Source organism: Massilia sp. R2A-15 (genome assembly GCF_030704305.1).
GTDB lineage: Bacteria > Pseudomonadota > Gammaproteobacteria > Burkholderiales > Burkholderiaceae_D > JAFCUW01.
This window is the reverse complement of sequence record NZ_CP131935.1, coordinates 822,072-835,528: the sequence shown is the minus strand read 5'-3', so window position 1 is coordinate 835,528 and position 13,457 is coordinate 822,072. Positions and strand designations below refer to the sequence as shown.

Here is a 13,457-nt window from a genome sequence, read left to right as displayed (position 1 = left end):
GGTGGTTTTCCTTATTGCACATTGACGCTGACGTCATCGATGATGAACGAGGTCGCAGCCCCGTCATTTTCGGTGCCGGCGAAAGTTACGGTGACAGCCTGGCCCTTGTAGGCGGTCAGGTCGAGGGTCTTGAGGACGTAGTCGTTGCCCTTGTCCAGGTTCGAGTAGGTGGCCAGGGTGGTCACGACGCCGCTGGCGCTCTTCGCCTGCACTTTCAAGGTATCCACCGGCGCCGAGCCGGTTTCCTCCGACGTCACGCGCAGCCAGAAGCTCAGCTGGGCCAGGCCAGCGGTGCTCGGGATCGTCACCTTCTGCGCCAGCGAGGCGCTGCCCGCGGTGCCGGCGCCGTTCAGCCAGGCCTTGTAGGTGCCGGTGCGCGCCGCTTCGCTCGGATCCTTGTTGATCACGCCAGCGGTGGCGGTCCACTTGGTGGCGCCCGATTCGAAGCCGCCGTTGAGGATCAGGTTGGTGGTGGCGTTGCTGACGCTGAAGCTCAGCGGCGCGGACGTGCCGGCGTTGCCGGCGGCGTCATAGGCCTTGGTCACCAGGCTGTGGGTACCGTTGGCGAGCTGGGTCGAGTTCATCGCCAGCGAGTACGGCGCCGCCAGCGAAGTGCCCTTCAGCACGCCATCGACGTAGTACTCGACCTTGGTCACGCCGATGTTGTCGGACGTCGTCGCGCTCAGCGTGATGGTGCCGCTGGTACCGCTCTCGCCTGCCGTCACCACGGGGGCGATGGTGTCCGGATTGTCGATCGTGAAGGCGAAGGCGGCGGCGCTGCCGATGTTGTTGGCCGCGTCGTAGGCCTTGGCCGTCACGTTGTGGCTGCCGTTGGTCAAGAGCGTCGAATCGAACGCCAGCGAGTAAGGCATGGCGGTGGTCGAGCCGGCCAGGCTTCCGTCGACGTAGAACTCGACCTTGGTCACGCCGATGTTGTCGGTAGCGGCGGCGCTCAGGGTGATCGAGCCCATGCGGCCCGTTTCGCTGGCCGACACGACCGGAGCGGTGCTGTCGACGATCGGGTTGTTCACTGCGAAGGTGACGGCGGCCGAGCTGCCGACGTTGTTGGCCGCATCGTAGGCCTTGGCGACCAGGCGGTGGTTGCCGTTCGACAGCGTGGTCGAATTGAGGGTGGTCTGGTAAGGCGTCACGCCGGTGGCCTGGACCAGGGCGTTGTCGACATAGAATTCGACCATCGTCACGCCGGTGTCGTCGCTGGCGTCGGCGGCCAGGGTGATGTCGCCGCTGCTGCCGGTCACGCTGGCGCTGACGGTCGGCTTGATGTAGTCGCCGGTGCCGTTGGTCTGGGTCACCCAGAGCGGGGCCGACCACAGGATGTTGCCGTCGTTCTGGGTGACCTTGGCGTAATAGAAGTGCTCGCCCAGCGTCGGCACGATGCTGGCGGTGGCGCTGTTGACCAGCACCGAGACCGTGCCGTTGCGGCCCGGTACGCCTTCATAGATCGCCACCGTGGCGACCGACTTGCCGCTGGTGTTGGAGAAGCTGGCGGCCAGGGCGAGCGGGCCGCTGTTGTAGAAGCGCTCGCCCATCATGTGGCCGTTGGCGGTGAAGATCAGCTGCGAGGCCTTGTCCATGGTGGCGAACACGCGGCGGTCCTTGATGGCCGCGATGAAGCTGTCCTTGGTGAAGGCGGTGCCGGTTGGCACCAGGATGCCGGTGCGGTTGGTGTAGGACGCGCCCCAGTTCGCGCAGTGGTTATCCTGGTCGGTGGTAAACGCGACGTGGTAGCCCGCTTCGAGCGCCTTCTGGCAGGCGCCCTCGTAGCTGCTGCGGCCCGTTTCCGTTTCCGTCGCGTTGGTCGAGAAGGCCGAGGTGTTGAGCACTTCGCACAGGGCCATCGCGGTGTCGCCGTCGGCCGTGTAGCCGAGCGGCACGCCGTTGACCAGGAACTGGCCGCTGGAGGACGGGTGGTTGAACTGGCCGACCCAGCCGCGCTGGGCCATCAGGGTGTACAGGCCGGCGTAGTCGCCCTTGGCCGTGTAGGTGTCGCCGATCAGCTGGCCGCTGCTGTTCGATTCCCAGCCCAGCAGTTCATTGGTGTTGAAGATGTTCATGTGACCGCCGTTGCTGATCACGCCCCATTCCAGGCCATAGACGCCGAGGAAGTTCGGGTGGGCGGCATTGAAGTTGGTCGCCGCCGCCAGGCCGGACTGGTACAGCGCCTTCGCGTTGGCGGCGTTGGCGCTGGCGTTGGTGCTGTCCGAACCGTCGAACATGTGGTTGTGCTCGGAGGCCATCAGGAAGTCGAGGCCCTTGTTCATCGCGTAGGTGTAGGCCTCGGTCGGGCCGCCGGCCGTGCCGGACTGGGGGTTCTGCGCGCCGACGCAGGTCGACAGGGCGCCGCCGCCGTCGCTGTGGTTGGTCTGGCTGTGCAGGTTGCCGAAGTAGACGGTGTAGGCCGGCGTGGACGAGCCGGTTGCGGGCGCCGCATCCATGGTGGCCGGCGCGGCCATCGTGGCGGGCGCGGCCAGGGTGGCGCCGTTCGCCGCGACCGATTTGCTCTGCGCGGCCATGCGCTGCAGGCTCGACGCGCTTGCCTTGCGCGCCGGCGCGGCGAATCGGGCGGCGCTCGGCATCGCGGCGGCGGGCACGTCGCCGACCAGGATGTCCCATTTTTGTTCTTCGGTTTCCGCGGCGCCGGCCAGCATGGCGTCCACTTCCGCCTTGCTGACGACGGCGGCCTTGGCGCCCGTGGCCGGCTTGGCGAAGGCAAGCATGCGCGCCGTGTACAGGCCATCGGCCAGGGACGGGTCGGCGCTGCGGGCGGCCCAGTCGATATTGACTTTGCGCGGCGCGCCGGTCAGGCGCTCGACGCCCTGCCACTGCTGCACGCTGCGGCCGCGGGCATCGAGCAGCTCGAGGCGCCAGACGATGTCGTGGGCGCTGCCGACGAAGGGGTAGGAGAAATCCATCGTGAAGCTGCGGCTGCCTTGCGGGCCGGCGGCGTAAGGCGCGTACAGCGTGGCCTCGAATTCGCGGTGATCTTCTTCCAGATGTTGCGCCAGGGCGCCGAAATTGATTGCTGCCAATGCCATCGCGAGCAGTGCGCGACGCGGCAATTGCTTGCCCAACTGATTTTTTCCGTTCATACCTGAGCCTCTTCGTTGTTTTTCGCCTCGGAAAGCCGGTGCTTCCGCGGGTCAATATGCATTAGCCGCTGAGCTAAACGCAAATTCGATTTCGTTAATGAATTCAGATGAAATCCGACTAAATTTGTTTTTTCCCTATGAAAAGATAAATTCTTTTGATAAAAGTTTCTTAAAATAAATGCACTAACTGTTGCGAAAAAGCCGTGCTAAATAGGCATGAATGTGTCATTCGTTATATTTCACGCAATATGAGTGGTGTAGCTAACAAAACATATTGATTTATGGCAAAAGTGATACTAATTGCCGACGATGACCGCTGTGTGACCAAGGCTTAGTCCGTTCGGATCAATTCGTGGTTTTTCGAGAGAATTTATGCAAGATTTTGCATAGTGGGCGCCCATTCAAACGCCGAAAAAAAACCGGAGCATTCTCTGCTCCGGTTTTTTTCTTGTGCGCGCCTTGTCACCTTCAGCGGAAGTAGCTGGCCACTTCGCCCACATCGGCCGCCGACAGCGTGCCCGCCGCCGCGCGCAGGCGCAGCTGCGCCACCAGGTAGCCGTAGCGGGCCTGCGCCAGATCGCGCTGCACCCCGGTCAGCTGCTGCTGCGCGTTGAGCAGGTCGAGATTGATGCGCACGCCGCCCTTGATGCTCTGCTCGGTCGCCTTGATCAGCAACTGGGCCGACGCCACCGCCTTGTCGAGCGCGGCGATGCGCGCCACGCTGCTCACCGCCATGCTGTGCGCCTTGCGCAGTTCGATCACCACCTTGTCGGTGCGCGCCTGCAGGTCCGCCCTGGCGCGCTCGTAGCCGTCCACCGCCTGGCGCACCATCGCGCTGACCTGCCCGCCCGCGTACAGCGGCACGTTCATCTGCACCCCGATGGCGCGGTTGACGCTGTTCTGGTTGTAGGTGTTGACCGTCTCCGCGTCGTTCTTCGAATAGGTCGCCACCAGGTCGATGCGCGGCGCGTGCCGGGCCTGCGCCTTCTGCACTTCCAGCCGCCCCGCCTCCACCATCAGCCGCGCCGCGGCCAGGTCCGGATTATTGGCCAGCGCGATCGCTTTCCAGTCGTCGAAACCGGCCGGCGACAGCGGCGAAAAATGGAAGGTCGGCGCCAGCGGCTGAAGCACGCCCGGGTCCATGCCGATGACCGCCGCCAGCGCGTTGCGGTCGGTTGCCAGCGCATCCTGCGCTTCGAGCACCTGTGCCTCGGCCTGGTCCAGCCGCGCCTGCGTCTCGAGCATGTCGGTGCGGGTGCCCTCGCCCTTTTCGAACAGGCGCTGGTTGACTTTGGCCTGCTCGACGTACATGTCGCGCTGCGCCTGGGCCAGCGCCAGCGCATCGCCCGACAGCAGCGCGCCGAGGTAGGCGCCGGCCACGCGCAGCACGACTTCGCCGCCGCGGGTCCGGTACTGCGCCTCGCCCGCTTCGGCCTGCACCTTGCTCTGGCGGTAGAGCGCGACCGCTTCGAGGTTCAGCAGCGGCTGGCGCAGCTGCACCGCGGCCGAACGGCTGATGTATTCGGGCTGCGTCAACTTCGCACGCCCCAGCAAGTCCGGAGCGGTCAGGTCGACCCGGTTGCGGCTGGCCTGATAGGTGGCGCTCACGTTAGGCAGCAGGCCCGCGCGCCCGATCACCGCGTTCTCCTTGCTGTATTCGTTCTCGTAGTAGTTCATCCGGTAGGTCGGATCGTTGCGCAGCGCGGCTTGATACGCCTCGGCGAAGGTCACCGCGCCGGCCCCCGCGCACCACGCCGTCAACGCCAGCGCCGCCGCTGTCCGCAGCGCGAACGGCGTCCTGTTCTTCAAAGCGATGCTCACGCTATTCCTCCGACATCGACGTCTTGGCGCGGTCGAACACCGGCTTTAGCAGGTAGCTCATCATCGTGCGCTCGCCGGTCTTGACGAACAGTTCGACCGGCATGCCGGAGCGGATGTCGAGCTTCTGCGCGGCGATCAGCCGCGCGCCGGCCGGCGTCACTTTCGCTTTCATGCGGTAGTAGGCGGCGCCGGTGCGCTCGTCCACGGTACGGTCGGCCGACACCTGCGTCACCACGCCGGGAATGTGCGGCGTCTTGTTGGCATTGAAGGCCGAGAAGATCAGGTCGACCGGCAGGCCGGCGTGCACCTTGTCGATCAGGTTCACAGGCAGCTGGCCCTCGACGATCAGCGGATCGTCGGTCGGCACCAGGTCCATCATCCGGAAGCCAGGGCCGACCACGCCGCCGCGGGTGAAGATGTTCAGGCCGACGACGGTGCCGTCCACCGGCGCCTTGACGTCGGCGTTGGCCAGCTCGTAATCGAGCGCCGTCATGCGCGCGCCGAGCGCCTCGGCTTCGCGTTCGGTGTCGGCCAGCGTGGCGCGCACTTCCTTCTGGTAGTCCTGGATGCGCTGGGCGCGGCGCAGGCTCAGCTCCATCACCTGGCGCTGGGCGCGGCCGATGTTGCCGATGTCCTCGGACAGCATCCCGCTGGTCTGCACCCAGGTGCGCTCGACGTCCAGCAGCCGCGAACGCGCCACATAGCCGTCCCTGGCCAGGTCGCGCATGTTGTCGAGCTGCTCCTTCAAGATCGCCAGCTGCTGCTTCTTGCTGTCGCGCGATTCCTGCAGGCCCTGGGTCTGGATCTTCAGGCCGGCGATATTTTCGTCCATCGCGGCCAGTTCGTTTTGCAGCGCCATCTGGCGCGACGCCATCAGCTGCGCCTGCAGCGCCATCACCGGCGCCACGCGCGGATCGGCCTTGTACGGCGCCAGCGCGGCCGGCGGCGTGATGGTCTTCCGACCTTCCAGTTCGGCGCGCAGCCGCGCCTCGGCGCCGCGCGCATTGAAGTACTGGGCGCGGGTGATGTCGGACTGCGACCTGGCCTGCACGCCGTTCATGCGCACCAGCACCTGGCCGGCCTTGACGTTGTCTCCCTCGCGCACCAGGATCGCGTCCACCGTGCCGCCGGCCAGGTGCTGCACCGCCTGGCGGTTGCTTTCCTTGGCCACCGTGCCGGTCAGCGGCACGCCCTTGTCGAGCGGCGCCCAGAATGCCCACAGCAGGAAGCTGCCCACGCCGAGCAGCACGATCCACCATCCGAACTTGCTGTAGGCGCCCGCATCGGTATCGACCGTCAGCGGCTCCACATCATGCGCAACGACTTCGGTCGCCGGTTCTTTTTTCAGGAGCTTCATGTTCATTCCTGTTCAGTAGTGACTGCCGCCGCGGCCCGGGCCCGCTGTGCCTGTTGCGCCGACTGCGCCTGCGCCTGTTTCTGGCCCGCTTCCTGCAGCGCCGCCAGCACCTGCTTCGTCGGCCCGAACATCTCGGCGACGCCGTCGCGCAGCAACAGCAGCTTGTTGGTCACGCCGACCGCGCTGGTGCGATGGGTGATCAGGATGATGGTCTTGCCGCGCTGGCGCAGTTCGCTCAGCGCCTGCACCAGCGCCTGCTCGCCGACGTCGTCCAGGTTCGAGTTCGGCTCGTCGAGTACCAGCACCGACGGGTCGCCGTACATCGCGCGCGCCAGGCCGAGGCGCTGGCGCTGGCCGCCGGACAGGCCGGCTCCGCCGTCGCCGAGTACGGTGTCGTAGCCTTGCGCAAAGTGCAGGATCATGTCGTGCACGCCGGCGCGCTTGGCCGCCTCCACCACACGCGCCGGATCGACCTCGCCGAAGCGGGCGATGTTGTCGCTGACCGAGCCGGCAAACAGCTCGATATCCTGCGGCAGGTAGCCGATATGCGGGCCCAGCTCGGCCTTGTTCCAGGAATAGATATCGGCGCCGTCGAGGCGTACCTTGCCCACTTGCGCGGACCAGACGCCCACCAGCAGCCGCGCCAGCGTCGATTTGCCCGAGCCGCTCGGGCCGATGACGCCGACCACGTCGCCGGCGGCGATGGCGATATTCAGGCCCTTGATCACGGGAGTGGCGGAACCCGGCGGCGCGGCGGTGACGCCTTCGACCGTGAGCGCGCCCAGCGGCTTGGGCAATGCCATGCCCGCGGGACGCGCCGGATTGGCCGCCAGCAGCGTCACCAGGCGCTCATAGGCGCTGCGCGTGCTGCTGTAGCTTTTCCACACGCCGATCACCTGCTGCACCGGCGCCAGCGCGCGCCCGACCAGGATCGACGCGGCGATCATCATGCCGGGGGTGATCTTGCCCTCGATGACCAGCAGCGCGCCAAAGCCGAGAACCAGCGACTGCAGCGATACCTGGACAAATTTCGTGACGGCGCCGACCATGCCGCCTTTTTCGCTCGCCTCGGCCTGCAGGTGCAGGAATTTGCCATGCAGTTTGAACCAGCGCGCCAGCAGATTGGGCAGCATGCCCATCGATTCGATGACTTCGGCGTTGCGCAGGTTGTTCGTCGCCAGCGTGGTCGAGGCGATCGCCATTGCATTGGCTTCGGCCAGCGGCGCCTTGGTCACTTTTTCGTTGATGAACGCCAGGCTCACCAGCACGGCGGTGCCGGTCAGGGCAAACAAGCCGAGCGCGGGCTCGAACAGGAAAATAACGATCAAATACACCGGGAACCACGGTGCGTCGAAAAATGCGAACAACGCGTTACCGGTGAGAAATTGACGGACAGTGGTCAGGTCGGCCAGCGCCTGGCCGGCGTTGCCGCCGGATTTCTTCAAATTCTGTTCGAATGCGGCGGTGTACACCCGCTTGTTGAGGCGCATGTCGAACTGGGCGCCCACCCGCACCAGCACGAAAGTGCGCACCACCTCCAGAGCACTCATCAGCAAGTAGGCGCCGAGCATCATCAAGGTGAGCATCAGCAAGGTAATCTCATTGCGGCTGGCCAGCACCCGGTCGTACACCTGCAGCATGTAGAGGGATGGCACCAGCATGAGCAGATTACTGATCGCCGAAAATGCGCCGACGGTAAAGAAGACGCGCTTGAACGACGCCAGCGTCAATTCAATTTCGTTCTTGACGGAAGAATTTTTTGATTTCATTGAATCGTTGCGCTCTGATCGGGTTGCGAGGCGTACCTCGTCGGGAAAACAAGCTTGCGGGGAATTATCGCTGAATTCCTGCAATAAACATGATCAGAGTCACAACAATTCTGGAATTTTTGTGGAAGTGATGTTTTGAAGCCGCAACCCGTCGCCGGCGCCTACTGCTTCGCGAATCGCATCAATTGCACCGTGTCCATCATCATCTCCCCCCACAGCGCTTGCCGCGCCTTCGCCTCGTCCGGCGTGCAAAAGGCACGCGTTGGATGCGCATGGTAGCGTTGGTGAACCAAGATGGCCTGCCCTTCGCGCAGGTATTCGGCGTTGTAGTCAAACTGCGCCGTCTTCAGCGCCACGGGCGGCGGCAGCTTGGCAAGCCGAAATCTGGCGGGAACCCGAATGTGCGTGCGCTGTTCGATTTCCTCCGCCGCGCACGGATACGGATGAATGCGCGATTTCTCTGCGACCATGTCTCGGGTCGTCACAAGCCACGAGATAGCGGGCCCGGCTGCCTGTTCCGCCCACAGGTCGATATGTTTCTGATCTGGTGACGGCGATTTGCCGCGAATTGTTTCCTTGTACACGTACTCGTCCCCCCCACCATCGATCATGCCCGGCTCGACCACGGTCGTTTCCTCTGACCTGTGCGGGCCCGCATCGGGGTCGCGACGCCGGTAATGCTCGGCGGCCGCACCCTGCGCGGTGGTGGTGCGAACAATCTTGTAATCGCCGTGCGCGTCGATCACGAATCTCGATTCGACCAGCACCTTGGTCTTTTGCCGCGCGGGCGTGCGGGCCAGTGCTCCCGTTTTCGTCAGCACCACCTGCTTGTCCAGGTCCGCTTGCGGCAGAAAGCCAGCGGCGACTTTCTCTGCCGTCGCGTCGACGAACAGGTCCAGGCTCGGCACATAGGTGATCACGTGATTGAGCACGCCAACCGCCGCGACCGAAGGCAGCGTGAATGCGCTGCCCGAACTGATCAGCGCAGGCGTGCTGTCGATACCGGCCGATGCGAGCAGCGCCTCGAGCAGGGTCGCGTGGTCCTTGCAGTCGCCATAACGCTGCTCCAGAACTTCATCAGCTGAATGCGGGACGACGCCGCCGTGGCCAATATAGACCGCCACGTAGCGGATATGCTTGCGCACCCAGTCGGCCAACAGCAGCGCCTTCGCGCGCGGCCCATCGGCGCCCTGCGTGATGCTTTGTTCAAGCGCGCGGATCGCAGGCGAGACGGCCGCCTTGCCCTGGGCGCCACGTTCATACGCGGCGGCCAGCGCTGCGTAGTCGGCCATGGTCGACACAACCAGCCGGTCGGCGACGTCGAGCGGGGATACCGCGCCACGTTCGTGCTCGGCGCGATCGTGCTCTGCATATTCGTACTGGTAGCGCTTGCGCCCAGGCGCCGCGTCAACCGGCCTTGCGACGTAGCCGCGCGCGTCGGCATACAAGGCCATGCCCGCCGGCAGGTCATAAATCAATCGCTGCTGGGGCGCCGCCTGCTCCGGCGGCATGACGATGTCCTGGAATTGGCCCGGAATCAGGGCTGCGATCTGGTTCTGCCGAATCTGCATCACCAGCCGGTCGCCGACTTCCACCTGCGGGAAGATCGCGACCTTGATGCGTTCGTCCGCGAACAGGGTCGTATCGCGCGAACCTTGCGCCTGCTGTTCACGGATACGGTCGGGCGGTACGGGCACCCTGCGGCCATCGGGCTTTTCGGTATAGGCGCCGACGATATCGAGCGTTTCCAGCGTGGCGTTGTAATCGAAGGCCTGATTGGCGAACTTGGCGATCGCCGGCGCACTGTTAATCCGAATCGCCAGGTCGCGCGTCATCGCCGCCGTGCCGTTGGGATTGATCAGATAAGTTCGCTGGTCTTTTTCAATTGTCGCCGAGGGATCCGGCACCGCGGCCTGCGCAGCGAAGAACAATGCCGAGCCGGCAGTTGCGAGAAGCAGGGAAAGCAAGCTGAATGGGGTTGAGCGCATGGCGATTTCCGAAAAAAGGAGATCGCTCATTAAGCGCCCGGAATTGTGGAAATGCCAACGAAATGTTGCTGAGGATTGCGTAGTGTCACATCCGGAGATAGGCGTCCTCCGTCCAACTGTTTCGTTACCCAACTAGGCAAAAAACAGCTGGGCGCAGCTGGCCGGACCACGCATCCCTGATGCATTTCAAGCAAGGGTCCCGCTTGCGCTTCTTTCCACCTTATCATTGCGAATTGTCAACACAAATTAACTTGCTTGCATCATTATCGCATTGGCATTAAATGGTAGAGCGGCAATGCACCATGGTAATTTTTCGAACGAACCAGCGTAGGTACAGAATGAATCTCACTTCTAGAACGGTGCTCAACACGTTTGCAATTGTCGGATTTTGCGTGGCTGCAAATGCTGCAGAAGCGCCGCCCAGGCTGTGGGAAGTCACCGGGAAAAATGAACAAGGCGTAACAGGAAAATTCTATATTCTGCCGGTGACCCACAACGGTCTGGCGGCCGAACACGACGACTATTTCTACAGGACGGTCGTACCTATCGCAATGCAAGCGGATCTATTTTTGCATGAATCGTCGGGCATGCTGCCGGCCGACGCGCCAGCGTGTCCGATACCTTTCGCCGACACTACGGAAAACCGCGAAATCCTTGGAAAAGCGCACGCGGATGTGGCGCGGGCACTGTTAAATATTATCCCGCCTGCCGCCGCAATGCCGGGCGACACCGAGAACGACCGTCTGCAGGCGCGCGAAGCATCCCGTATTTTCGCGCACAGTCTCACGCGTGACTTGTCCGAATACGGGTTAATCATTGCAATGGGCTCGTATCTGACCAAAACCCAAGAATCACATCCCGAAAGACTGCCGAAGGCGGATGCCGGCTACGCGTCTCGACCAGAAATCGCCCGCTACATCGCGTATCGCCGGCAAAAGGATGGCAAAAAGGCAAATGCGTCGATCGACGAGAAATACGACTTGGTCAATGCCTATTGCGGCCTAGGGAAAGATCGGCCCCGCTATTTGCAGCGGTGGCTCGCATTGCTTGATCCGACGAAGTTCGCGCCTCCATCGAAAAATGAGCTCGTGCGCATGGATGAGGGCTTCGTCGATGCGGTGCGCGACAAGCAATTGAACGGTGTTCTGGTCGACGCACTGGCCGGTTATGGCGATGCCCCGATCGTGTGTGACCGTAACGACAAGTGGTTGGCCAAGATGAAGCAAAACCTGGGCGGTGGGATTAGATTTTATGCCTTGGGAATGGCGCACGTATTCCAACCGGCGCCGAACGACAAGAAACGATGTGACGGATTGCTCTTGCGTCTGGAGAAGACGGGTTTCACGATAAGCGTGGTCAAGTGAGCCGAATGTGATTCACCAACGAATCGTTTGAGCGTGGTGCCGCGGGCGGCCACGTTAGCGATATCGCGCATGCCATTGCGCAAACCTTTTGACCTCAACCATGGAGAAATGATATGAGAAGTTTGGAACATGCGAAGTGGGATTTCGTCGCTGGCGGCGGAACGACGGGTATGGTGTGTGCGCCAGCGGTGCCGACACACATCAAGTCGCGGGATATCGATGTGTCGAGTTCGTCGCAGCTCTGCCAATTAGCCAACGGCAATTCCGTGACCACTACGGTTGACATCACCGTAGTGCACGCGTCAATAGGCATAACAGGACTGGTCAAACGGATGGTCGGGTTGGACGCAGGCGTCGATGTCATCAAAACTACGACCGAGACCAAGACGTGCAAGCCGAACCTCGAATGTGAGACAAAAAAGGATACAACGATCACCCCGACGAGCAGCGACACCTCGGACGGTTCCGTCTTCGAGGGTTTTGCCGACTTCGGTAGCGATGGCTGGGGAGACAGCGCTGGTTGGGGTGATGGGGGCGCATGGGCTGGAGGCGAAAGCGGCGGCGCGGGCGGCGGCTTTGGCGGCGGCGTTGGCGGCGGCGGTGATGGTCTCGATGAATATAACGCGGAAATCTGCTGATGTTCGCCATTTGCGCCATGAGCTGTAGCACTTGGGGCTGGACCGCGCGGCCCTGACGCTCCAACCTGTTTCTTGTCAAAAAGGCGAACGCCTTTTTGACACTTATTCCAGCGCGTGTAGGAGAGAAACTTATGGCGTCCGGCCAAAGTGTATTTCGGGCAGAAGTCCTCGATTCCGACGGCAAGCGCGCTTTCGGCGACGTGCTGTTGGTCTATCCAGTTTCGAACTATTTTATAGTGGCATTGGCTACTGCCCTGCTGACGGCACTTTGCTCCTTTGCGTACGTCGGTAAATATACCCGGCACGCCAGCATATCGGGCGTACTCGAGCCGAGCGAGGGCGTGGTCAAACTTTATGCCCCGCAAGGCGGCACCCTGAAAACGTTGCGCGTCCAGGAGGGCCAACAAGTGCGAAAAGGGCAGGTCTTGCTCATATTCGAATCGGAGCACGTTGGCGCAGACGGTAAGGCCATCGAAGTGGGACTCGACGCCAAATTGACCGAACAACTAGCAGCACTTCGCCAAGAGCTTGGCGGCACCGCGAAGCTGCATGTGGCAAGCGTGGCAACGATGCGCCGGGATCTTGATGCTGCGCAGCGCAATCGCGCCACGTTGCGCAGCGAAACGCAAACGCAGGCAGCGCGGGTAAAGTCGGCGGAACGGATGGTTGCGCGCTTCAAGTCGCTGCAAAAATCCGGCTTCATGCCCGCCATGCAGACGCAGCAGAAAATCGATGAACTGATGGATCAGCAAATGCGCCTGCAAGGTTTGCAAAAGCAGGCGACCAGCGCCGACGCCGATATCGCGCGGCTGACGCTCGAACTGGAAAACAGTCCGCTACGCGAACAAGTGGCCGAGGCCCAGCTTAGTAGAAGCATTTCCACCACTGAGTCGGAATTGAGCAAGCAGCAAAACAATCATGAATGGTCGGTGCTTGCGCCGTGCGACGGCGCCGTGTCGTCGCTCACGATTTCTCACCACCAGAACGCAGCCATCGGCGTTCCGCTAGTCACTGTTGTGCCGAGCAACAGCAAGCTGCAGGCGATCCTGTATGCGCCGAGCAGAGCGCTGGGATTCCTCAAGCCCGGTCAAGCGGTCAAACTAAAGCTCGATGCCTTTCCTTACCAAAAATTTGGGGTGGCCGAGGGCAAAGTGATGTCGATTGCCGACAGCCCTGTGCGCGCATCGGAGAGTTCGGCTGGCACGCGCCTTGCGACCAGCACGGAAACCGGCGAGCCGATGTACACCGTGCGGGTCCAGCTGGACAAGCAGCTCATCGACGCCTACGGAAGCCAGCAACGATTGCGGCCAGGCATGCAGCTCGACGCCGAAGTCCAGCTCGATACCCGCCGGATCTACGAATGGGTGTTGGAACCGCTGTACAGCCTCCGCCGCGGCTGAATCCCGAAAA

General features: G+C 62.7%; 8 protein-coding genes. 3 read left to right on the top strand and 5 right to left on the bottom strand.

The features are described 5' to 3' along the window. Positions 1 to 11: 11 nt before the first annotated feature. The 5 genes from Q4S45_RS03770 to Q4S45_RS03750 form a co-directional block, all read right to left on the bottom strand. Complete coding sequence (locus tag Q4S45_RS03770; RefSeq protein WP_305509280.1) at positions 12 to 3,110, bottom strand: Ig-like domain-containing protein; 3,099 nt, start codon at positions 3,108 to 3,110, stop codon at positions 12 to 14. A 468-nt stretch (positions 3,111 to 3,578) separates the two neighbouring features. After that, entirely contained in the window at positions 3,579 to 4,931 is a 1,353-nt protein-coding gene (locus Q4S45_RS03765; RefSeq protein WP_305509279.1) for a TolC family outer membrane protein, read from the bottom strand. 1 nt (position 4,932) lies between these two features. Beyond that, positions 4,933 to 6,288 (bottom strand): HlyD family type I secretion periplasmic adaptor subunit, encoded by a 1,356-nt coding sequence (locus tag Q4S45_RS03760; RefSeq protein ID WP_305509277.1) that lies wholly within the window; start codon positions 6,286 to 6,288, stop codon positions 4,933 to 4,935. A gap of 2 nt (positions 6,289 to 6,290) precedes the next feature. Beyond that, entirely contained in the window at positions 6,291 to 8,057 is a 1,767-nt protein-coding gene (locus tag Q4S45_RS03755; RefSeq protein WP_305509275.1) for a type I secretion system permease/ATPase, read from the bottom strand. A 161-nt stretch (positions 8,058 to 8,218) separates the two neighbouring features. Then, complete coding sequence (locus Q4S45_RS03750; RefSeq protein ID WP_305509273.1) at positions 8,219 to 10,075, bottom strand: DUF3857 and transglutaminase domain-containing protein; 1,857 nt, start codon at positions 10,073 to 10,075, stop codon at positions 8,219 to 8,221. A gap of 308 nt (positions 10,076 to 10,383) precedes the next feature. On the opposite strand from Q4S45_RS03750, the gene Q4S45_RS03745 reads away from it, so the two are divergent. From Q4S45_RS03745 to Q4S45_RS03735, 3 genes are all read left to right on the top strand, one after another. Further along, a complete protein-coding gene (locus Q4S45_RS03745; protein ID WP_305509271.1) occupies positions 10,384 to 11,409 on the top strand; it encodes a hypothetical protein in 1,026 nt (341 codons plus the stop codon). A 113-nt stretch (positions 11,410 to 11,522) separates the two neighbouring features. After that, on the top strand, positions 11,523 to 12,047 hold the full coding sequence (locus Q4S45_RS03740) for a hypothetical protein (protein WP_305509269.1): 525 nt from the start codon (positions 11,523 to 11,525) through the stop codon (positions 12,045 to 12,047). A gap of 131 nt (positions 12,048 to 12,178) precedes the next feature. Then, complete coding sequence (locus Q4S45_RS03735) at positions 12,179 to 13,447, top strand: HlyD family secretion protein (RefSeq protein ID WP_305509268.1); 1,269 nt, start codon at positions 12,179 to 12,181, stop codon at positions 13,445 to 13,447. Positions 13,448 to 13,457 lie beyond the last annotated feature (10 nt).

Bases quoted from the DNA above. Each gene is read 5' to 3' on its own strand.
- Q4S45_RS03755 (WP_305509275.1), bottom strand. From the start codon at position 8,057: ATGAAATCAAAAAATTCTTCCGTCAAGAACGAAATTGAATTGACGCTG.
- Q4S45_RS03760 (WP_305509277.1), bottom strand. From the start codon at position 6,288: ATGAAGCTCCTGAAAAAAGAACCGGCGACCGAAGTCGTTGCGCATGAT.
- Q4S45_RS03745 (WP_305509271.1), top strand. From the start codon at position 10,384: ATGAATCTCACTTCTAGAACGGTGCTCAACACGTTTGCAATTGTCGGA.
- Q4S45_RS03740 (WP_305509269.1), top strand. From the start codon at position 11,523: ATGAGAAGTTTGGAACATGCGAAGTGGGATTTCGTCGCTGGCGGCGGA.
- Q4S45_RS03770 (WP_305509280.1), bottom strand. From the start codon at position 3,110: ATGAACGGAAAAAATCAGTTGGGCAAGCAATTGCCGCGTCGCGCACTG.
- Q4S45_RS03735 (WP_305509268.1), top strand. From the start codon at position 12,179: ATGGCGTCCGGCCAAAGTGTATTTCGGGCAGAAGTCCTCGATTCCGAC.
- Q4S45_RS03750 (WP_305509273.1), bottom strand. From the start codon at position 10,075: ATGAGCGATCTCCTTTTTTCGGAAATCGCCATGCGCTCAACCCCATTC.